A 20,627-nucleotide genomic window follows, 5' to 3' on the forward strand; every position below is an offset into this window, starting at 1 on the left:
GCATTCTAGTCCCCCTGATGATGGGATAAAGTCATTACCTATCTGGATTGGAGATAGGTGGCGGCGATGCAGTGGAACCTGGACCAGTTGCGACTCTTCGTCAGCGTCGCCGATCAGTCGTCCTTCTCGGCGGCGGCGCGGCAGCTGCAGCGTGTGCAGTCGGCGGTGAGTTCGTCCATCGCGCTGCTGGAGAGCGACCTGGGCGTCACCCTGTTCGAACGCAGCAGCGGCCGCCAGCCGGTGCTGACCGGCGAGGGCAGGGCGCTGCTGGATGAAGCCCGTGAGGTGCTGCGCCAGTGCGAGCGCCTGGAAAGCCGGGCGCTGGCGCTGGTGCGCGGCACCGAGCCGTTGCTGCGGCTCGCGCAGGATGAGGCGATGCCCTACCAGCCGGTGCTTTCCGGGCTGCAGGCGCTGGCGCAGGAATTCCCCACCCTGGAGGTGCAGCTGGCCAGCGGCGCCCAGGGCGACGTGGCGCGCAAGCTGCTGGAGCGCCGCGCCGACCTCGGCCTGCTGTTCCACCACGAGGGCATGCCCGAGCAACTGGAGCGGCAGCGGCTGGGCACCATCGAAATGGTCACCGTGTGCGGCGCCGGGCATGAGCTGGCCAGGCTGGACTACGCCGACCGCCGTGAGCTGGCGCGGCATCGCCAGTTGCTGATGGCCCCGCAGGACAGCCACTACCCCGGCGGCGAGCAGATCAGCCCGCTGGTCTGGCGCGCCGACAGCTTCTACGCCATGGCCGAACTGCTGATGCGCGACCTCGGCTGGGCCTGGCTGCCGACCCACGTGGCGCAGTACCCGGCTTACCAGCCGCTGCTGGTGGAACTGGCCAGCGACTGGACGCCACCACCGCTGGTGGTGGAGCTGGTCTGGCGCCGCGACGAGCCGCTGGGGCCGGCGGCGCAGTGGTTGGGCGAGTGCTTTGCCGAGCACCTCGCTTCGCCGGTCTGAAGAGCTTTTCGTAGGGGCAATAACCTGGGACAGGTTATCCGCCGGCTCTTGCTCGGCGGATAACGCTGGCGCGGCTCTGACGGATTCTGCGGCGGGGGATGAGGGGAATTTGCTACTCTCCGCCGCCATGAACCGGACCCTCTATACCCTGCTGTTCCACCTGGGCCTGCCGCTGGTCGCGCTGCGCCTGTTCCTGCGCTCGCGCAAGGCGCCGGCCTATGCCCAGCGCGTCGGCGAGCGCTTCGCCCTCGGCCTGCCGGCGCTCAAGCCCGGCGGCATCTGGGTGCATGCGGTGTCGGTGGGCGAGAGCATCGCCGCTGCGCCGATGATCCGCGCGCTGATGCAGCGCCACCCCGGCCTGCCGATCACCGTCACCTGCATGACGCCCACCGGCTCCGAGCGCATCCGCGCGCTGTTCGGCGACCAGGTGCAGCACTGCTACCTGCCCTACGATTTGCCCTGGGCGGCGGCGCGCTTCCTCGACCGTGCGCAGCCGGTGCTGGGCGTGATCATGGAAACCGAGCTGTGGCCAAACCATATCCACCAGTGCGCCAAGCGCGGCATTCCGGTGGCTCTGGCCAATGCGCGGCTGTCTGAGCGCTCGGCGCGCGGTTATGCGCGCTTCGCCGGGCTGACCCGGCCGATGCTGGAAGAGATGAGCTGGATCGCCGTGCAGACCGAGACCGAAGCCGAACGCTTCCGCCAGCTTGGTGCGCGCCCGGACTGCGTGAGCGTGACCGGTTCGATCAAGTTCGACCTGACCATCGATCCCGAGCTGCTGGCGCGCGCCAGTGACCTGCGCGGCCAGTGGCGGGCGCAGCAGCGGCCGGTCTGGATTGCCGCCAGCACCCATGCCGGGGAAGACGAAATCATCCTCGCTGCGCACCGCCAGCTGCTGGAGAAACACCCGGACGCATTGCTGATCCTGGTGCCGCGTCACCCGGAACGCTTCAACCCGATGTTCGAGCTGTGCAGCCGCGAAGGCTTGCGCACCCTGCGCCGCTCCACCGGTGAGCAGGTCACGGCGGACACCCAGGTGCTGCTGGGCGACACCATGGGCGAGCTGCTGTTCCTCTATGCGCTGGCCGATGTCGCCTTCGTCGGCGGCAGCCTGGTGCCCAACGGCGGACATAACCTGCTGGAGCCGGCGGCGCTGGGCAAGCCGGTGCTGTCCGGCCCGCACCTGTTCAACTTCCTGGAAATCGCCGCGCAATTGCGTGAGGTCGGCGCGCTGCGCGAAGTGGTCGATGCGCCTTCGCTGGCTGTGTCGGTGGCCGCCCTGTGGGACGAGCCGGCCTCTGCTGAGCGCATGGCCGAAGCGGGATTGGGCGTGATGAAGGCCAACCAGGGGGCGCTGGGGCGGTTGCTGGATGGGCTTGGGCGGTTGATTAAGGGCTGATCGGCTTCGGCACGGGGGATTTCCCTCTCCCTAACCCTCTCCCTGAAGGGAGAGGGTTAGGGAGAGGGGCAGTCTTTTCGGAGTCACTCAAACTAGGCACAGGCACCAGACAATAAACAACGATGCGTAAACAGCTCCAATGAGCAAATTCCCCATCGCCGAATCGAACCCAAATGCGCTGCCTCCAGCAAATGCTCCTGCAGCTATTGCCAGGAAAAAGTTTCGGAAGCGAATTTTTGCCGGGACAAAACCACAGGTCGGGCAGCTATTCGCTTTTGTAGATAATTTTCCAGAACACTCCGGACAAGCCATAAGTCCCAAAACCATCTTCCTCAGAAAGTCGGCGGCGTAATCACCCAGAGCACCACGGCATCCACCTCGCCGGGGTTGCCGTAGCGGTGTGGCTCCTGGCTGGAATAGCTGAAGCTGTCGCCTTCGTTGAGCACGAAATGCCGCTCGCCCACCCAGAGCTCGAAGGTGCCGCTGAGCAGGTAGCCGGCTTCCTCGCCGTCGTGGCTGTAGCTCTGCTGGCTGTAGGTGCCGGGCGGAAACTTCGAGTGGAGGATTTCCAGCTGGCGGCTGGGCTGCGGGCTGAGCAGTTCGTCGACGATGCCGTCTTCGTAATGCACGCTGGTGCGGGCGTTGCGCCGTACCACGTAGCCGGCGTCGGCCGGGTCGACCTGCACTTCGCTGGCGAAGAACCACTGGATGGTCACCCCCAGGCTGCGGGCGATGTTGAACAGCGCCGGGATCGATGGGTAGGCCAGGTTGCGTTCCAGCTGGCTGATGTAGCCGGCGGTCAGCCCGCTCTGCTCGGCCAGCTCCGCCAGGGTCATGCCGCGCCGCTTGCGCAGGCCGCGGATGCGGGTGCCGAGGAACTGCGCTTCGGCGTTGGCGGGGGCTTCCTGCGGGGCTTTGCGGCTCATGCGAAGGGGGTCCGGGAAAGAAAGGCTACAGGCTACAGGCTTAAGGCGGCAGGCTGAAGCGGCTCTTGCTCTCACCTGCCGCCTTCAGCCTGCCGCTTGCCGCCGCTGTTAAATCGCCCACCCCGCCTTGAGCCCCTCGTAGATGGCTTCCTCCGCCGTGCGCGGTGCCAGGCAGTCGCCGATGCGGCGAACCTCGGCGAGGTCGGCGATTGCGTCGGCCAGTTCGTCCACCGGCTGGTGGCCCTGGCAGAGCACCAGGGTGTCGATGTTTTCCACCAGCATCGGCTCGCCGCTGGCGGTGTGTTGCAGGTACACGGTGCTGTCGTCGACGCCGTACAGGCGCGCATAAGGGGTGATGGTGATGCCCAGGCGGTGCAGCTCGCCGGCCATGTGGTCGCGCACGTAGAGCGGCAGGCTTTCGCCGGCGTGGGTGCCGTTCACCGCCAGGTGCACCTGGTGGCCGTCGCGCACCAGGCGCTCGGCGATGCCGGGAGCGATCCAGTCGGCGCGCCAGTCGGTGACCAGCACCGATCGGCCCAGCTTCACTTCGCCACGCAGTACCTGCCAGGCGTCCACCACCTGCAGTTCGCCGGCTTCCTCGTAGGGCGGGCGATAGGGTGTGGCGCCGGTGGCGACGATGACCACGTCGGGGCGTTCCTGTTCGACCAATGCACGGTCGACGCGGGTGTTGCGGCGCACTTCGACGCCGGCCAACTGCATCTCGCGTTGCAGGTTGGTGGAGGCGCCGCCGAACTCCGCCCGGCGTGGCAGCAACTGGGCGAGATTGACCTGCCCGCCGAGCTGGCCGGTGGCTTCGCAGAGGGTGACCTGATGGCCGCGCTGTGCCGCGACGGCGGCGGCCTTCATGCCGGCCGGCCCGCCGCCGACCACCAGCACGCGCTTGCGCTGGGCGGCCATCTTGCGTTCGGCGTAGATCAGCTCGCGGCCGGTTTCCGGGTGCTGGATGCAGGAGATCGGGTAGCCGCGGTGGAAGTGGCCGATGCACGCCTGGTTGCAGGCGATGCAGGCGCGCACGTCCTCGACGTGGCCGCTTTCGGTCTTGCCCGGCATCTGCGGGTCGCAGATCAGCGCGCGGGTCATGCCGCAGACGTCGGCCTGGCCGCGGGCGAGGATCAGCTCGGCTTCCTGCGGCTGGTTGATGCGCCCGGTGACGAACAGCGGGATCTCCAGGTTGCGCTTGAAGGTGCCGGCTTCGTTCGCCAGGTAAGCCGCTTCGACGGCCATCGGCGGAACGATATGGATGGCACCGCCCAGCGAGGCGGAGGTGCCAGCGACTATGTGCACGTAGTCCAGCGAGTCCTGCAGGCCCTTCACGCCCTGCAGCGATTCGTCTTCGGTGAGGCCTTCCGGGTCGCGCTCGTCGGCGGAGATGCGCAGGCCGATGATGAACTCCGGGTCGGTGGCGGCGCGCACGGCGGCGATCACTTCGCGGGTGAAGCGCAGGCGTGCGTCGAGGTCGCCGTTGTAGCCGTCGGTGCGGCGGTTCACCCGTGGGTTGAGGAACTGCGCCGGCAGGTAGCCGTGGCTGGCGACCACTTCCACGCCGTCGATGCCGGCGGCATGCAGGCGGCGAGCGGCGTCGGCGTAGCCCTGGACGATCTCGTCGATCATCGCCTGGCTCAGCTCGCGGGGCATCACCCGGAAGCGTTCGTTGGGCGAGGCGGACGGCGCGTAGGCCACGGCCAGCAGGCCGTCGCTGGATTCCATGATCTCGCGGCCAGGGTGGAACACCTGCGACAGCACGACGGTGCCTTCTGCGTGACAGGCCTCGGCGATGCGCCGGTAGCCGGGAATGCACTCGTCATCGGTGGCCATCAGCACGTGGGAGGTGTAGCGGGCGCTGTCGTGCACGCCGGCGACCTGCAGCACGATCAGGCCGACGCCGCCCTTGGCGCGGGCGGTGTGGTAGGCCACCAACTGGTCATTGACCAGGTTGTCGGTGGGCATCGAGGTGTCGTGCCCGGTGGACATGATGCGGTTCTTCAGCTCCTTGCCGCGGATGCGCAGCGGGCTGAACAGGTGGGGAAACTGGCTCATCGGGCAACTCCGGATTCTTGTTGTGGTGCAGCTTGGGGGGCAGCGTTGAAACGCCGGCCGCGTCGGGCGGCCGGTGAGCGGGCTCAGGCGTTGCGCGCCTGCCAGTCAACCGGATAGAGCGCGTAGAACACGCAGGCTTTCTCGCCTTCGTAGGCCAGCGGCGTGCGTTCGGGGACCCAGATCACGTCGCCCGGTTTGGCGTCGATCACCTGGTCGGCCAGGCGCAGGCGGAAATTGCCTTCCAGCACCACGATCAGCTCGTCGTAGAGCACCGTCCACTCGATGGACACGCCGTCGAAACGCGCCAGGCCCGCGCCCATGGTTTCGCTGTCCGCCGGGCCGATCAGCCGGCAGATGGCGGCGCGTTCGATGTCTTGCCCACCGTAGGGTTGGAATTGCAGGGCGGACTGCTGGAAGTGACGGACCTGGGACACGGCGGCTTCTCCTCGAACGGACAATGTTGTCTAGGCAAGTGTTATTTAAGTTGTATCTATGGAAATTTACCGTCAGTAAAAAATCAACTTGTTTTTTTAAAAGTGACTGGGTAGTTTCAATCTCGCCCCGGACGCCTCCGGGGTCACCGCGACGTGCTCCACAACAACTACAAGAGGAGAGGCGCATGAACCGTCCCGTACGGTCCCCCCTCGCATGGCGGGCCCACCCGCTGGCAATCGATTTCTCACTGCCCTGCCTTTCCTGCAACGTTGTTTCGGCGCGCCCGTCCAGCGTGTGCGCGGCCATCCCGGCTGCGCCCATTGCCACCTACGACTGGGGGTATGCTCGATGACTTTCCACCGCAACACCTGCCACAAGCGCTCCTTCCTCAAGACCGCCGTCTCGCCGCTGCTGCTTGCACTCGGGCTCTGCTGCGGCGCCGCCCAGGCCGCCGAGAACATGGTGATAGTGGGCTACGGCGGCGCCGGCCAGAAGGCCCAGGACGCAGCCTTCTTCCAGCCCTTCAGCAAGCAGTCCGGGGTCGGCGTGACCCAGACCGAGTACAACGGCGAGATGGCGCGCATCAAGGTGATGGCCGACACCGGCCATGCCGACTGGGATGTGGTGCAGATCGAAGGGCCGGACCTGGCCCGGGGCTGCGACGAAGGCCTGTTCGTGCCGCTGGACTGGCAGCAGATCGGCGGCAAGGACCAGCTGATTTCCAATGCCGCGAAGGACTGTGGTTCCGCTGCGCTGGTCTGGGGCGTGGCCATCGCCTACGACGCCGACAAGCTCAAGCCGGCGCCGCAGTCCTGGGCGGATTTCTGGGACGTGAAGAAATTCCCCGGCAAGCGCGGCCTGCGCAAGCGTGCCATCTACAACCTGGAGTTCGCCCTGATGGCCGACGGCGTGAAGCCCGCGGACGTCTACAAGGAACTGGGCACCAAGGCCGGCGTCGACCGTGCCTTCGCCAGGCTCGACCAGATCAAGCCCTACGTGCAGTGGTGGGAGGCTGGCGCGCAACCGCCGCAGTGGCTGGCCGCCGGTGATGTGGTGATGACCACCACCTACACCGGGCGTATCGCCGATGCCTTCAAGGCCGGACGCAACCTGCAACTGGTCTGGCCGGGCAGCCTGTACGGCATGGACTACTGGGCGATCATCAAGGGCTCCACGCACGTCGATGCGGCCAAGCGCTTCATCGCCTTCGCCAACGGCGCCGATGCGCAAGTCGACTACGTGAAGCACATTGCGTATGGTCCGACCAACACGCAGGCCGCCGAACGCCTGCCGGCCGACCTCGCTGGCTGGGTGCCGACCTCGAAGCAGAACCTGCCCGTGGGCCTGGCGATGGACGACGAGTTCTGGGTTGACCACGGCGAGGAGCTGGAAGAACGCTTCAACGCCTGGGCCGCGCAATGACCAGATCGTGACCGTGACGCCGGGGCAATCGCCCCGGCGCCTTTTGCCTTGAGGAGGAGAGCACCATGACGTCGCTGCAGGCGCCGGCCCCGAGCCGCGCCACCTGTTCGCCCGAAGAATGGACACTGCGTGAGGAGCTGGCGGCCTGCTACCGCCTGATCGCGCACTACCGCATGACCGACCTGATCTTCACCCACATCTCGGTGCGCATCCCCGGTCCCGAACACCATTTCCTGATCAACCCCTATGGCCTGATGTTCGACGAGATCACCGCCTCCAGCCTGGTGAAGATCGACCTGTCCGGCCATGCGGTGGAGCCGTCGCCATACAAGGTCAACCCGGCCGGCTTCGTGATCCACAGCGCCATCCACGGCGCCCGCGAAGACGCGCAGTGCGTGCTGCATACCCACACCCGCGCCGGCTGCGCGGTGGCGGCACAGGCCTGCGGTTTGCTGCCGCTGAACCAGATATCCCTGGAGTTCTACGGACGCCTCGGCTACCACGACTACGAGGGCATCGCCTTGTCGATGGACGAGCAGGAGCGCCTGGTGCGCGACCTGGGCGACCACTACGGCCTGATGCTGCGCAACCACGGCCTGCTGACCGTAGGGCAGACGGTGCAGCAGGCGTTCCTGCGCATGTACTACCTGGAGAAAGCCTGCGACATCCAGCTGGCGGCCCAGGCGGGCGGTGAGCTGGTGATCCCGCCGGAGGAGGTGTGCCGTCACACCGAGCAGCAATTCAACGCCCCGGCGCGGCCGCTGGCGGAAGGGGAGTTGAGCGACCCGGATGGTTACGACCTGGCGTGGTCGGCATTGCTGCGCATGCTGGACCGGGTGTCGCCGGGGTATCGCGACTGACCGGCGCCGTCGTTTCAGTCCGCTTCTGCGATCAATGCCAGGGCGATTGTCCGGCAAGAAAAAGCCCCGCGATGCGGGGCTTTTTCTTGGGGCTGGGTCAGTACTTCGCGCCAGCCTTGAGTTGCGCCTCGGCGGCCTTGGCCAGGTCCGGCGGGAGGAAGTCCTTGTCCGGGTTGTAGTCCGGCTTCAGGTATGCCCCCAGTGCCTCCAGGTCGCTCGGCGCGAGGGTGCCGGCGGTCTGCTTGAGGCTCAGGTTGTCGAGGATGTAGTCGTAGCGGGTGTTGTTGTAGTCGCGCACCGAGTTGTACAGCGAACGCTGGGCGTCCAGTACGTCGACGATGTTGCGGGTACCGACCTGGTAACCGATCTCGGTGGCTTCCAGCGAGCTCTGGTTGGAGATGATCGCCTGGCGACGCGCCTTTACCTGCTCCACGTCGGTGTTCACCGCGCGGTGCTGGTTGCGGGCGTCCTGAACCACCTGGCGGCGCTGGCTTTCGCGCAGCTGTTCGCTCTGGTTCAGGCGCTGGTAGGCCTCGCGGACCTGGGAGCTGGTCAGGCCGCCGCTGTAGATCGGCACGTTGAGCTGCAGGCCGATGCTGCTCTGGTCGACATACTTGCCGTAGTGCGGCTCACCCGGCAAACCGGAGTTGGAGAAGCCCAGGGCATCGTTGTCGCCCTTCTGGTACTGGGCCACGGCGTCCACGGTCGGCAGGTGGCCGGCCTTGCGCTGGCGCAGGGTCTCTTCGGCGGCGTCGACCGCGTAGTTGCTGGCCTGCAGGCGCAGGTTCTGCTGGACCGAGGTGTCCACCCAGGCCTTGGCATCGTTGGGGATCGGCGCGACGACCGGCAGCGAGTGGAGGATGCCCTCGATGGAGCTGTACTCGCGGTTGGTCAGGGTCACCAAGGCCTGGAAGGCGTCATCCACCTGCTGCTCGGCCACCAGGCGGTTGGCCCGGGCAGTGTCGTAGCTGGCCTGGGATTCGAGCACGTCGGTCTTGTCGGAGAGGCCGACGTCGAAGCGTTCGTTGGACTGGTCGAGCTGGCGCTTGAACGCCGCTTCCTCGGCCTTGCTGGCGGCCAGGTTGTCCTGGGCGCGGAGTACGCCGAAGTAGGTCTGGGCGGTCTGCAGGATCAGTTGCTGCTGGGTCGCGGAGAATTCCAGCTGGGCCTGTTCGGTGGTGTTTTCCGCGGCCTTGAGCTGGAACCAGCGGTCCGCGCGGAACAGCGGCTGGCTCAGGCTCGCCTGGACCAGCTGGGTGTTGCGGTTCAGCGTAGCGCTGGGGGTGTCCAGCGAAGTGCGGGTGCTGCCCGTGCTGGCGCCGGCATTGATCTGTGGCAGCAGGCCGGAGCGTGCCTGGGGCACGGCTTCCTTGCGCGCCAGGTAGTCGGCCTGGGCGGCGGCGAGATCGGCGTTGTTGTCGACGGCATCCTTGTAGACGTTGATCAGGTCCGTCTTGGTGGGCAGCGAGGGAGCGGCCGGAGCGGGCTGTGCAGCCCAGGCAAAGCCTGTCGTTGCGGCTACAGCGACAGCCAGAGAGAGTCTGCGCAGCATTCGTTCATCCTGGAAAGTGATGCGAGGTGGGGCAAGGCTACGGTCGCCGCCGGTGGCGGTCAAGGCACGTTCGTACGAGCCTTCCGAGGCAGGAGTGTAGCCGCGTGTAGGCAATCGCGCGTTTTCGGCCGGGCGGCGTTGGCTTATCCGTGCGCACTTGATTAGACTGCGGGCGTTCTTGTCGGGGTGCCCCATTGCGAGGGGCTGAGATCGGATAGTTCCGGATCCCGTTGAACCTGATCGGGTTAGCACCCGCGTAGGGAACAAGAAGTACGCATCCCGCGGCGCATTCCGCCCCGGCCCCAGCCCTCTCCGGGATGCGTCCCTTCGCTGCAGCTAGCAGCTCCTCTCGTCCCAGGTTCTCCCCCGGCAATCAACCCCAGGAGAGCCAGGATGAGCACCCAGAAAAACAACGTCACCCGCCTTGAACAGCTGGACCGCCAGTCGACCCAGCCCTTTCCGAATTCGAAGAAGGTCTACCTGACCGGCTCGCGCCCGGACATCCGCGTCCCGGTGCGGGAAATCTCCCTCGCCGACACTCCGACCGCCTTCGGTGGCGAGAAGAACGCCCCGGTGATGGTCTACGACACCTCCGGTCCCTACACCGACCCGGACGTACGCATCGACCTGCGCAAGGGCCTGCCGGATGTGCGCTCGCGCTGGATCGACGAGCGCGGCGACACTGAAATCCTTCCCGGCCTGACCTCCGAGTTCGGCCAGTCGCGCCTGGCCGATGCCAGCCTCGACGCCCTGCGCTTCGCCCACGTGCGCACCCCGCGCCGCGCCAAGGCCGGCGGCAACGTCACGCAGATGCACTACGCGCGCCAGGGCATCATCACGCCGGAGATGGAATACATCGCCATCCGCGAGAACATGAAGCTGCAGGAAGCCCGCGCCGCCGGCCTGCTGGACGCCCAGCATCCGGGGCAGAGCTTCGGGGCGAGCATTCCCAAGGAAATCACCCCCGAGTTCGTCCGCGAGGAAGTGGCCCGTGGCCGCGCGATCATTCCGGCGAACATCAACCACATCGAACTGGAACCGATGATCATCGGCCGCAACTTCCTGGTGAAGATCAACGGCAACATCGGCAACAGCGCGCTGGGTTCCTCCATCGAGGAAGAAGTGGAGAAGCTCACCTGGGGTATCCGCTGGGGCGCCGACACGGTGATGGACCTGTCCACCGGCAAGCACATCCACGAGACCCGCGAGTGGATCCTGCGCAACAGCCCGGTACCCATCGGCACCGTGCCGATCTACCAGGCGCTGGAGAAGGTCAACGGCGTCGCCGAGGACCTGACCTGGGAAATATTCCGTGACACCCTGATCGAACAGGCCGAGCAGGGCGTGGACTATTTCACCATTCACGCCGGCGTGCTGCTGCGCTACGTGCCGCTGACCGCCAAGCGCGTCACCGGCATCGTCTCCCGTGGCGGCTCGATCATGGCCAAGTGGTGCCTGGCCCATCACCAGGAGAATTTCCTCTACACCCACTTCGAGGAAATCTGCCAGATCATGAAGGCCTACGACGTCAGCTTCTCGCTGGGCGACGGCCTGCGTCCGGGCTCGGTGGCCGATGCCAACGACGCCGCGCAGTTCGGCGAGCTGGAGACCTTGGGCGAGCTGACCCGCATCGCCTGGAAGCATGACGTCCAGGTGCTGATCGAGGGCCCCGGCCACGTGCCGATGCACCTGATCAAGGAGAACATGGACAAGCAGCTGGAGTGCTGCGACGAGGCGCCGTTCTACACCCTCGGCCCGCTGACCACCGACATCGCGCCGGGCTACGACCACATCACCTCGGGCATCGGTGCGGCGATGATCGGCTGGTTCGGCTGCGCCATGCTCTGCTACGTCACGCCCAAGGAGCACCTGGGCCTGCCGAACAAGGATGACGTGAAGACCGGCATCATCACCTACAAGATCGCCGCGCACGCCGCGGACCTTGCCAAGGGCCATCCGGGCGCGCAGATCCGCGACAACGCGCTGTCCAAGGCGCGCTTCGAGTTCCGCTGGGAGGACCAGTTCAACCTCGGCCTGGACCCGGACACTGCCCGCGCCTTCCACGACGAGACCCTGCCCAAGGACTCGGCCAAGGTGGCGCACTTCTGCTCCATGTGCGGGCCGAAGTTCTGCTCCATGAAGATCACCCAGGAAGTCCGCGACTACGCCAAGGAAAACGGCCTCACCGATGAGCAGAAAGCCATCGAGGCCGGCTTCCAGGAACAGGCCGCACGCTTCAAGGACGAAGGCTCGGTGATCTACAAGCAGGTGTGACACCCGCGCCCGGCTCTTCGCGGAGCCGGGCGTTTTCGCTCCATCCCAAGAACAAGACCCACTCAACCACACTGAGCCCTGCACGCATCGTGACCACTACCGCCATCGACTATTCACCGACCTCCGCCGTGGGCAGCGCCCAGCGCGTGCTCGGCCTGCGCGACCTGTTTTCCCTCTGGTTCTCCCTGGGCATCGGCCTGATGGTGCTGCAGACCGGCGCCCTGCTGGCACCGGGCCTGGGCCTGGCCGGCGCGCTCGGCGCAATCCTGCTCGGCACCCTGGTCGGCGTGCTGCTGCTGGCCAGCGCCGGGGTGATCGGCACCGACACCGGCCTGTCCGCCATGGCGTCGCTCAAGCTCAGTCTGGGCAGCCACGGCGCCGCGCTGCCAGCGCTGCTGAACCTGATGCAGCTGATCGGCTGGGGCGCCTTCGAGATCATCGTCATGCGCGACGCCGCCAGCCTGCTGGCGACCCGTGCCTTCGGCGAAGGCAGCCTGTGGACCAATCCGGCCCTCTGGACGCTGGTGTTCGGTGCGCTGGCGACCCTGCTGGCGGTTGTTGGCCCGCTCGCCTTCGTGCGCAAGGTGCTGCGCCGCTGGGGCATCTGGCTGCTGCTCGCGGCGTGCGTCTGGCTGACCTTCGACCTGTTCCAGCGTGCTGACCTGGCCGCACTCTGGGCCAAGGCCGGCGATGGCTCGCTGTCCTTCGCCGTGGGTTTCGACATCGCCATCGCCATGCCGCTGTCGTGGCTACCGCTGATCGCCGACTACTCGCGCTTCGGCAAGCGCGCCGGGCAGACCTTCACCGGCGCTGCGTTGGGCTTCTTCATCGGCTGCTTCTGGCTGATGGGGCTGGGCGTGGCCTACACCCTGGCATTCGCCCAGGGCAGCGACGCCAATGCGCTGCTGCTGGCGCTGGCCGGCGCCGGCATGGGCATCCCGCTGCTGCTGATCCTGCTGGACGAGTCGGAGAAGGCTTTCGCCGACATCCACTCGGCGGCGGTTTCCAGCGGCATCCTGCTGCCGCTCAAGGTCGAGCTGCTGGCCCTGGCCATCGGCGTGATCTGCACCCTGATCGCCTGGTTCGCACCGCTTGCGCAATACCAGAACTTCCTGCTGCTGATCGGCTCGGTGTTCGCCCCGCTGTTCGGCGTAGTGCTGATCGACCACTTCGTCCTGCGCCGCCGCGCGCCGGCCGCGATTCCCCATGGCCTGCGCTGGGGTTCGCTGGTCGCCTGGGGCGGTGGCGTGGTGGTGTATCACCTGCTGGCGAACTACCAGCCGGACCTGGGCGCGACCCTGCCGGCGCTGGTGGTGGCCGGTGTGCTGCAACTGCTGCTGGGGCGCGTTGGTGCCAGGGTGCCGGCTTCGGCGTGATGCTGTTCGCGGGCATGCCCCGCCCCTACAAAAGCTGAGCCATTGCTCCGCGGCCAACTGTAGGAGCGGGCCATGCCCGCGACCTGGAACGCTCCTGAGCAGCCGGTGAATCGCGGGCGAATCCGCGATGGCTCTCAGGCTACTCTGATCGAGAGTTACTGCGCCCCGCGCCCCGGGAAGTAGTAGGTCTTCACGATGCCATTCAGGCGCGGATACGGAATCTTCAGCTCCGGGTGCCCGACCGAATGCGGGGCGATGCGGTCGATGTCGTACTTGAGCGTCATCGCGCCGAAGGTCAGGGCGAAGTGCTCGGTCGGCTGGAACGGCCAGTCCTTCGAGAAGTTCGGGTCCTGCTCGTCCAGCTTGTTCTGCAGGATCCACGCCTGGTGCGCCATGCGCGCCACCTTCCAGAAGTTGTCCTCCTGGCCGGGCAGAAGAATGTCCTGCAGGGTGAGCACCTTGTGGATGCGTCGATCATAATTGATGAATGCGCGGCCGGGCTGGCCGTACTCGCCGCCGGTGAAGCGATAGCTGGACAGCTCGATGATCACCAGACCGTCATGCTGTTCGCGGATCTTCGCTTGAAGGTAGGAACTCCAGCCGGGCTGGGCCGAATCGAGGAAGCGCTTCTCGTAGACGTCCAGGCTGGCGGGCGCCGCGCCGTCGCCTTCGCGGGCCAGTTGCAGCAGTTGCGCGTTGATCGCCTCGTTGAGCGCCGGCTCGTCGTCGAAGCTGAGGGTGTCGAGGTTGAACAGCGGGCACTGCTCGCCCTGGCAACCGGGTTTGGGGTGTTCGAAGGCGGTGTGCTGCGCGGCCAGCGGTTCGTCGAGCGCGGGCTTGAACAGACCCTGGCATGCCCCCAATAACAGGCTGATGCCGCACAGGGCTGCTAGTTTCAGAAGTCGCATGGGATTCCTTGTCGTGGACGTTCGCCGGCAATGGAGTGGTTCGACCGCCATCGGCGCTGCCGGTTCGGCGGTTGATTATGAACCACTTTGCGAACCCCGGCTGCGTGCGGCGGTCACAGCCAATCTGGCCGTCCGGCCGCCCGCGAAAGAGGCTGCGTCGCCTTCGGCGGCGCGATAGGATGGCGCGAAGTTCAATGCACTGTCAGTAGGAACGGGAGTAGGAACGGGATGTCGGAAACGTTCAAACCAGGCCCCCAGGACATCGAGATCCAGAAGCGCGAGCAGTGCTTCAAGGGCTTCTACAAGGTCGACCGCCTGCACCTGCGGCACCGCCAGTTCGCTGGCGGCATGGGCCCGGTGCTCAAGCGCGAGTTGTTCGTGCGCCACGATGCCGTGTGCGTGCTGCCCTACGATCCGCAGCGCGATGAAGTGGTGCTGATCGAGCAGTTCCGCGTCGGCGCCATGGACGCCGGGGTCAATCCCTGGCTGATGGAGCTGGTGGCCGGGCTGATCGACAAGGACGAGGAGCCCGAGGAAGTCGCCCGCCGCGAAGCGGTGGAAGAGGCTGGTCTGACCCTCGGCGCGCTCTGGCCGATTGCCCAGTACCTGCCGTCGCCCGGTGGCAGCAACGAGCTGGTGCACCTGTTCGTCGGCCGCTGCGACAGCAGCAACGCCTCGGGCATCCACGGGCTGGAGGAGGAGGGCGAGGATATCCGCGTCCATGTCATGCCGTTCGAGGAAGCACTGCAGGCCGTACGTGACGGCCGCATCAACAACGCGGCGAGCATGCTCGCCCTGCAATGGCTGGCGCTCAATCGCGCCGAGGTAAGGGGGTTATGGGTGTGAATCTGTTGCGCGAGCGCTATCGCGTCGACCTGGCGGGTCTGCAGGCGACCTGCGAGGCGAACTACTTGCGCCTGATGCGCCTGTTGCCGGAAATGCGCGAGGCCCAGGTCTCGCGCCGCGTGGCGCTCAGCGAAGGCGAGCGCCTGCTCGGCGTGCTGGCGCTGGACGTGATCGAAGCCTGCCCCTACACCACCGTGCTGCAGGTGCGCCAGGAGCTGGGCCTGCCCTGGCTGCCGGCGCCCAAGCTGGAAGTGCGGGTGTACCACGATGCACGCATGGCCGAAGTGGTCGGCGCCGAGCAGGCGCGCCGCCTGCTGGCGATCTACCCCTACCCGAACCAGGCGATGCACCAGCCGGACGAGAAGAACCAGCTCAACCAGTTCCTCGGCGAATGGCTGAGCCACTGCCTGTCCTGCGGCCACGAGCTGGAACCGGTGCTGCAACGCTGAAATCACGATGATGGCCATGTGATATGGCTGTGCGTGATATCCTGCCCGCCCATCGCAGACTCGTGTCCCTAACTGTGATCTGTGACGCTTTCCCGGTTTGCTCAGGGGGGCGCCTGTCACCATACTTCGTCACGAATTCCCGCACGCCCGCCTCACAGGAGAAGGCGTTTTGCCCACCCAGCCCACCGCTTCCGATTCCGTCCTGGTCGTCCAGCTTTCCGACAGCCACCTGTTCGCGCAGGAGAATGGCCGGCTGCTGGGCATGGATACCGCCGACAGCCTGACCCAGGTGGTTCGCCTGGTGGGCGAGGAGCAACCGGTAATCGACCTGGTGCTGGCCACGGGTGATCTCTCCCAGGATGGCTCGGTCGAATCCTACCAGCGCTTCCGCGACATCACCGCGCCGATCGACGCAGCGACCCGCTGGTTCCCCGGCAATCACGACGAAATGGAGCCGATGCGCGAAGCCGCCGCCGGCACCGACCTGCTCGACCCGGTGATCGACCTGGGCGCCTGGCGTGTGATCCTGCTGGACTCCACCATTCCCGGCGCGGTGCCGGGGCAGATGACCGTCGAGCAGATCCAGCTGCTGGAGTGCGCCATCCAGGCCGCGCCGGACAAGCACCTGCTGATCAGCTTCCACCACCACCCGGTGTCCATCGGCAGCCAGTGGATGGACCGCATCGGCATCTACAACCCGGAACGGTTGTTCGCCGTCATCGACCGCTATCCGAACGTGCGCTGCCTGCTCTGGGGGCATGTGCACCAGGAGATCGATCGCATGCGCGGCGACGTGCGCCTGCTGGCCTCGCCGTCGACCTGTGTGCAGTTCACCCCGGGCAGCGAGGACTTCTGCGTCGACAGCCCGGCGCCGGGCTACCGCTGGTTGCGGCTGATGTCGGATGGCGAAGTGCAGACCGGCGTTTCGCGAGTGACCGACATCGAGTTCGAAGTCGACTACAGCATCAAGGGCTATTGATCGGTCACGCTTCGAACGCCTTGCGACGCTGACCCACTTGCGGCATGCCACTTGCAGCTTGTAGCCTCCCGGCCCATGACCGCATTCCTCTATATCCACGGCTTTAACAGTTCGCCCGGCTCGCAGAAGGCGCGCCAGTTCACGGCCGCCATGGAGCGCCTGGGCCTGGCCGAGCAACTGCGCGTGCCCGCGCTGCATCACCATCCGCGCAAGGCTTTGGCGCAACTGGAAGCCGCCATCGCCGAACTGGGCCAGCCGCTGCTGATCGGCAGCTCCCTGGGCGGTTACTACGCGACGTACCTGGCCGAGCGCCATGGACTGAAGGCCGTGCTGATCAACCCAGCGGTGGCACCGCACCGGCTGTTCGACGGCCAGCTCGGCCCGCAGACCAACTATTACAGCGGCGAGACCTGGGAACTGACCCTCGATCACGTTGCCGCGCTGGCGGAACTTGAAGTCCCCGCGCCCGCCGACGGCTCGCGCTACCAGGTGTGGCTGCAGACCGCCGACGAAACCCTCGACTACCGCGCCGCCGAGCGCTACTACCGGGCCGGCGCGTTGCGCATCGAGTCCGGCGGCGACCACGGCTTCCAGCGCTTCGTCAGCCATCTGCCGGCGCTCCTGGCCTTTGCCGGTGTGCCGTCCAGCCAGTGGCGCGACGTGGATTTCTCCGACTTTGAAGCCATCACCTCTTCGACTGATTAAGCAGGAACCCCATGGCCCAGCAGAACGCCTATAACGCAGACGCCATCGAGGTTCTCTCCGGCCTCGACCCGGTGCGCAAGCGCCCGGGCATGTATACCGACACCTCGCGGCCCAACCACCTGGCCCAGGAAGTCATCGACAACAGCGTCGACGAAGCCCTCGCCGGCCACGCCAAGAGCGTGCAGGTGATCCTCCACGAGGACAACTCGCTGGAAGTGATCGACGACGGCCGCGGCATGCCCGTGGATATCCACCCTGAAGAGGGCGTGCCCGGCGTCGAGCTGATCCTCACCAAGCTGCACGCCGGCGGCAAGTTCTCCAACAAGAACTACCAGTTCTCCGGCGGCCTGCACGGCGTGGGCATCTCGGTGGTGAACGCGCTGTCGACCCTGGTCGAGGTGCGGGTCAAGCGTGACGGCAACGAATACCGCATGACCTTCGCCGACGGCTTCAAGTCCAGCGACCTCGAGGTCGTCGGCACCGTCGGCAAGCGCAACACCGGCACCAGCGTGCATTTCTGGCCGGACGCCAAGTACTTCGACTCGCACAAGTTCTCCGTCAGCCGCCTCAAGCACGTGCTCAAGGCCAAGGCCGTGCTGTGCCCGGGCCTGCTGGTCAGCTTCGAGGACAAGTCCACCGGCGAACGCATCGAGTGGCACTACGAGGACGGCCTGCGCTCCTACCTGGTCGACTCGGTTTCCGAGAACCTGCGCCTGCCCGACGAGCCGTTCTGCGGCTCGCTGGCCGGCAACAAGGAAGCGGTGGACTGGGCCCTGCTGTGGCTGCCCGAGGGCGGCGAATCTCTGCAGGAAAGCTACGTCAACCTGATCCCCACTGCCCAGGGCGGCACCCACGTCAACGGTCTGCGCCAGGGCCTGCTGGACGCGATGCGCGAGTTCTGCGAGTTCCGCAACCTGCTGCCGCGCGGCGTGAAGCTGGCCCCGGAAGACGTCTGGGAGCGTATCGCCTTCGTCCTCTCGATGAAGATGCAGGAGCCTCAGTTCTCCGGCCAGACCAAGGAGCGCCTGTCCTCCCGCGAGGCCGCCGCGTTCGTCTCCGGAGTGGTCAAGGATGCCTTCAGCCTGTGGCTCAACGCCCACCCCGAGCTGGGTCTGCAGCTGGCCGAACTGGCCATCAGCAACGCCGGCCGTCGCCTCAAGGCGGGCAAGAAGGTCGAGCGCAAGAAGATCACCCAGGGCCCGGCGCTGCCCGGCAAGCTGGCGGATTGCGCGGGGCAGGACCCGATGCGTTCCGAGCTGTTCCTGGTGGAGGGCGACTCCGCCGGTGGTTCGGCCAAGCAGGCGCGGGACAAGGAATTCCAGGCGATCATGCCGCTGCGCGGGAAGATCCTGAACACCTGGGAAGTGGACGGCGGCGAAGTGCTCGCCAGCCAGGAAGTCCACGACATCGCCGTGGCCATCGGCGTCGATCCGGGTGCGGCCGACCTGAGCCAGCTGCGCTACGGCAAGATCTGCATCCTCGCCGACGCCGACTCCGACGGCCTGCACATCGCCACCCTGCTGTGCGCGCTGTTCGTCCGTCACTTCCGCCCGCTGGTGGAAGCCGGCCACGTCTACGTCGCCATGCCGCCGCTGTTCCGTATCGACCTGGGCAAGGAAGTCTTCTACGCCCTGGACGAAGCCGAGCGCGATGGCATCCTCGACCGCCTGGCCGCCGAGAAGCGCCGTGGCAAGCCGCAGGTCACCCGATTCAAGGGCCTGGGCGAGATGAACCCGCCGCAGCTGCGCGAAACCACCATGGACCCGAACACCCGTCGCCTGGTCCAGCTGACCCTGGAAGACACCGAGGGCACCGTGGAAATGATGGACATGCTGCTGGCCAAGAAACGCGCCGGAGACCGCAAGTCCTGGCTGGAAACCAAGGGCAACCTGGCGGACATCGCCTGATGCGCTGGTTGTTGGCCTGCTCCTGTCTGATCGCGGGCCTTTGCGCCGGCCCCGCCGTGGCCGCCCAGGCACCCGAACAGGCTGCCAAGGCTGCCGCGCCGCTCGCCACGCCCATGGCGCCGGCGTCGCTGCAGTTCGTCGCGGAACATCCGGTGGAAGGCATGCCCAGCGGCAACCTCTCCGGGCTCGCGCTGTGCGGCAACGAGATGTGGACGGTGTCCGACCGCGATGACGACCGCATCTATCGCCTGTTGATCGACGAAACGCCGGGCAAGGCCTGGCAGGCCACCGCCGAACCCTTCGTGGTGCCGGGCACACCGGAAAGCGGCCTGTCCTGGGGCACCCGCGCGCGGGTCAGCATTGGCGGCCTGTTGCGCGGCGGCGCCATGGACTTCGAAGGCATCAGCTGCGACCAGGCGGGCAACCGCTATGTGGTCAGCGAGGGCTATGCCGCCGTCCTGCTGCTGCCCGCCGTTGGCGAGCCGAGCTGGCTGCCGTTGCCGCAGAACCTGCTGCGCCAGGCTCGCGCCAGTGGCCTGCTGATGGAATTCAATGCGCTCTACGAAGGCATCGCCATCAGCGCCGACGGCAAGCAGCTGTGGCTGGCCGCCGAGCGTCAGCGTCGCGGCCTGCTCAAGGTGCATAACGAGAACGGCACCTGGAAGTGCGATGGCAACTGCGTGATGCTCAGCGAAGGCGGCACCGCGCTGCCGCCGCCGGAGCTGGGCGCCGAGCGCGCGCTGCCGATCGATTTCTCCGATCTCGCGCTGTACAAGGACAAGCTGTTCACCCTGGAGCGCCTGGCGCACCAGATCTGCCGCCGCGATGCCAAGACCGGCGCGCAGGAGCTTTGCTGGTCCTTCGCCGCCGGTGCGCTGGCCCCGGAACGGCGCTACGACCTGCCTTACGGCGTGGCTGAAGCGCTGATCCTCGACGACCAGGGTGCCTGGATCGGCCTGGACAACGGCGAGCACGCCCGCGCCGACGGTGACGGACGCCCCTACGTGCTGCGCTTCGCGGCGCCGGCCGGCGGCTGGCTCGGTGGCAAATGAACGACGCGGCGCCGGGCAAGCGGATCGGCAAGATCATGATGTTCCTCGCCTGGGGCGCGGGCATCCTGCTGGCCACCCGCTATTTCGGTGCCTGGGAAACCCGTCAGCACAACCCCAACCCGCAACCGCAGTCGACCCGCGGCGACGGCTACGTGGAAGTGCGGCTGATCGGCAATCGCGCCGGCCACTATGTGGTGGACGGCAGGATCGGCAGCGAGACGGTGACCTTCATGCTCGACACCGGCGCCACCCAGGTGGCCCTGCCGCAGCGCCTGGCCGATCGCCTCGGCCTGCCGCGCGGCCTGCCGGTGACCCTGGACACCGCCAACGGCCGCAGTCAGGGCTGGCGCACGCGCCTACCCAGCCTGCAGCTTGGCGACATCCGCCTGACCGATGTGCCGGCGCTGATCGCGCCGGGCATGGAAGGCGACGAGGTGCTGCTCGGCATGAGCGCACTCAGACAACTGGATTTCACCCAGCAGGACGGCACCCTGGTGCTGCGCCAGCGATCTACACCGTGAGGCACGC

Annotated in this window: 18 protein-coding genes and 1 riboswitch; of the genes, 13 read left to right on the forward strand and 5 right to left on the reverse strand. The window is 66.7% G+C overall.

What is annotated here, in order from left to right:
• Nucleotides 1-66: 66 nt before the first annotated feature.
• Both IB255_RS17145 and waaA read left to right on the forward strand, forming a co-directional pair.
• A complete protein-coding gene (locus tag IB255_RS17145; protein ID WP_081515494.1) occupies nucleotides 67-951 on the forward strand; it encodes a LysR family transcriptional regulator in 885 nt (294 codons plus the stop codon).
• A 127-nt stretch (nucleotides 952-1,078) separates the two neighbouring features.
• Nucleotides 1,079-2,350 (forward strand): lipid IV(A) 3-deoxy-D-manno-octulosonic acid transferase, encoded by a 1,272-nt coding sequence (gene waaA / locus IB255_RS17150; protein ID WP_192210612.1) that lies wholly within the window; start codon nucleotides 1,079-1,081, stop codon nucleotides 2,348-2,350.
• Nucleotides 2,351-2,682: 332 nt separating this feature from the next.
• Here the strand turns inward: waaA and IB255_RS17155 are convergent, their stop codons facing one another.
• The 3 genes from IB255_RS17155 to IB255_RS17165 form a co-directional block, all read right to left on the reverse strand.
• Nucleotides 2,683-3,276 (reverse strand): helix-turn-helix domain-containing protein, encoded by a 594-nt coding sequence (locus IB255_RS17155; RefSeq protein WP_081515496.1) that lies wholly within the window; start codon nucleotides 3,274-3,276, stop codon nucleotides 2,683-2,685.
• 108 nt (nucleotides 3,277-3,384) lie between these two features.
• Nucleotides 3,385-5,334 carry an FAD-dependent oxidoreductase gene (locus IB255_RS17160; protein WP_081515497.1) on the reverse strand — a complete coding sequence of 650 codons (1,950 nt, stop codon included), beginning with the start codon at nucleotides 5,332-5,334 and terminating at the stop codon, nucleotides 3,385-3,387.
• A gap of 83 nt (nucleotides 5,335-5,417) precedes the next feature.
• Nucleotides 5,418-5,768 (reverse strand): cupin domain-containing protein, encoded by a 351-nt coding sequence (locus IB255_RS17165; protein ID WP_081515498.1) that lies wholly within the window; start codon nucleotides 5,766-5,768, stop codon nucleotides 5,418-5,420.
• Nucleotides 5,769-6,117: 349 nt separating this feature from the next.
• Here IB255_RS17165 and IB255_RS17170 point away from each other — a divergent pair, with 349 nt between their 5' ends.
• Both IB255_RS17170 and IB255_RS17175 read left to right on the forward strand, forming a co-directional pair.
• Entirely contained in the window at nucleotides 6,118-7,191 is a 1,074-nt protein-coding gene (locus tag IB255_RS17170) for an ABC transporter substrate-binding protein (protein WP_081515499.1), read from the forward strand.
• A 65-nt stretch (nucleotides 7,192-7,256) separates the two neighbouring features.
• Nucleotides 7,257-8,051, forward strand: a complete 795-nt coding sequence (locus IB255_RS17175; RefSeq protein WP_081515500.1) for a class II aldolase/adducin family protein — start codon at nucleotides 7,257-7,259, stop codon at nucleotides 8,049-8,051.
• 97 nt (nucleotides 8,052-8,148) lie between these two features.
• On the opposite strand, the gene IB255_RS17180 is transcribed toward IB255_RS17175, so the two are convergent.
• Nucleotides 8,149-9,603, reverse strand: coding sequence for a TolC family outer membrane protein (locus IB255_RS17180; protein ID WP_081515501.1), 1,455 nt, complete (start codon nucleotides 9,601-9,603; stop codon nucleotides 8,149-8,151).
• A 172-nt stretch (nucleotides 9,604-9,775) separates the two neighbouring features.
• A riboswitch (TPP riboswitch) is annotated at nucleotides 9,776-9,883 on the forward strand.
• A 113-nt stretch (nucleotides 9,884-9,996) separates the two neighbouring features.
• Here IB255_RS17180 and thiC point away from each other — a divergent pair.
• Nucleotides 9,997-11,877, forward strand: coding sequence for a phosphomethylpyrimidine synthase ThiC (gene thiC / locus IB255_RS17185; protein WP_081515502.1), 1,881 nt, complete (start codon nucleotides 9,997-9,999; stop codon nucleotides 11,875-11,877).
• Between the two features lie 89 nt (nucleotides 11,878-11,966).
• On the forward strand, nucleotides 11,967-13,253 hold the full coding sequence (gene cytX / locus IB255_RS17190) for a putative hydroxymethylpyrimidine transporter CytX (protein WP_081515503.1): 1,287 nt from the start codon (nucleotides 11,967-11,969) through the stop codon (nucleotides 13,251-13,253).
• Between the two features lie 155 nt (nucleotides 13,254-13,408).
• Here cytX and IB255_RS17195 read toward each other — a convergent pair whose 3' ends face one another.
• On the reverse strand, nucleotides 13,409-14,161 hold the full coding sequence (locus tag IB255_RS17195) for an RsiV family protein (protein ID WP_081515504.1): 753 nt from the start codon (nucleotides 14,159-14,161) through the stop codon (nucleotides 13,409-13,411).
• A gap of 228 nt (nucleotides 14,162-14,389) precedes the next feature.
• Here IB255_RS17195 and IB255_RS17200 point away from each other — a divergent pair, with 228 nt between their 5' ends.
• The 7 genes from IB255_RS17200 (at nucleotide 14,390) to IB255_RS17230 (ending at nucleotide 20,620) form a co-directional block, all read left to right on the forward strand.
• Nucleotides 14,390-15,007, forward strand: a complete 618-nt coding sequence (locus tag IB255_RS17200) for an NUDIX domain-containing protein (RefSeq protein WP_017520423.1) — start codon at nucleotides 14,390-14,392, stop codon at nucleotides 15,005-15,007.
• Nucleotides 14,998-15,456, forward strand: a complete 459-nt coding sequence (locus tag IB255_RS17205; RefSeq protein WP_045216166.1) for a DUF1249 domain-containing protein — start codon at nucleotides 14,998-15,000, stop codon at nucleotides 15,454-15,456. Before IB255_RS17200 ends, IB255_RS17205 begins: the two co-directional genes overlap by 10 nt.
• 169 nt (nucleotides 15,457-15,625) lie before the next feature.
• Nucleotides 15,626-16,435 (forward strand): 3',5'-cyclic-AMP phosphodiesterase, encoded by an 810-nt coding sequence (gene cpdA / locus IB255_RS17210; protein WP_081515506.1) that lies wholly within the window; start codon nucleotides 15,626-15,628, stop codon nucleotides 16,433-16,435.
• A gap of 75 nt (nucleotides 16,436-16,510) precedes the next feature.
• A complete protein-coding gene (locus IB255_RS17215) occupies nucleotides 16,511-17,140 on the forward strand; it encodes a YqiA/YcfP family alpha/beta fold hydrolase (protein ID WP_081515507.1) in 630 nt (209 codons plus the stop codon).
• Nucleotides 17,141-17,151: 11 nt separating this feature from the next.
• Nucleotides 17,152-19,047, forward strand: coding sequence for a DNA topoisomerase IV subunit B (parE, locus tag IB255_RS17220; protein ID WP_081515508.1), 1,896 nt, complete (start codon nucleotides 17,152-17,154; stop codon nucleotides 19,045-19,047).
• Nucleotides 19,047-20,099, forward strand: a complete 1,053-nt coding sequence (locus tag IB255_RS17225; protein ID WP_081515509.1) for an esterase-like activity of phytase family protein — start codon at nucleotides 19,047-19,049, stop codon at nucleotides 20,097-20,099. The genes parE and IB255_RS17225 overlap by 1 nt, the downstream gene beginning before the upstream one ends.
• Nucleotides 20,096-20,620, forward strand: coding sequence for a TIGR02281 family clan AA aspartic protease (locus IB255_RS17230; RefSeq protein ID WP_081515510.1), 525 nt, complete (start codon nucleotides 20,096-20,098; stop codon nucleotides 20,618-20,620). Before IB255_RS17225 ends, IB255_RS17230 begins: the two co-directional genes overlap by 4 nt.
• Nucleotides 20,621-20,627: the final 7 nt, after the last annotated feature.

Source organism: Pseudomonas sp. PDM22, from assembly GCF_014851965.1.
In the GTDB taxonomy this organism is placed as follows: Bacteria; Pseudomonadota; Gammaproteobacteria; order Pseudomonadales; family Pseudomonadaceae; genus Pseudomonas.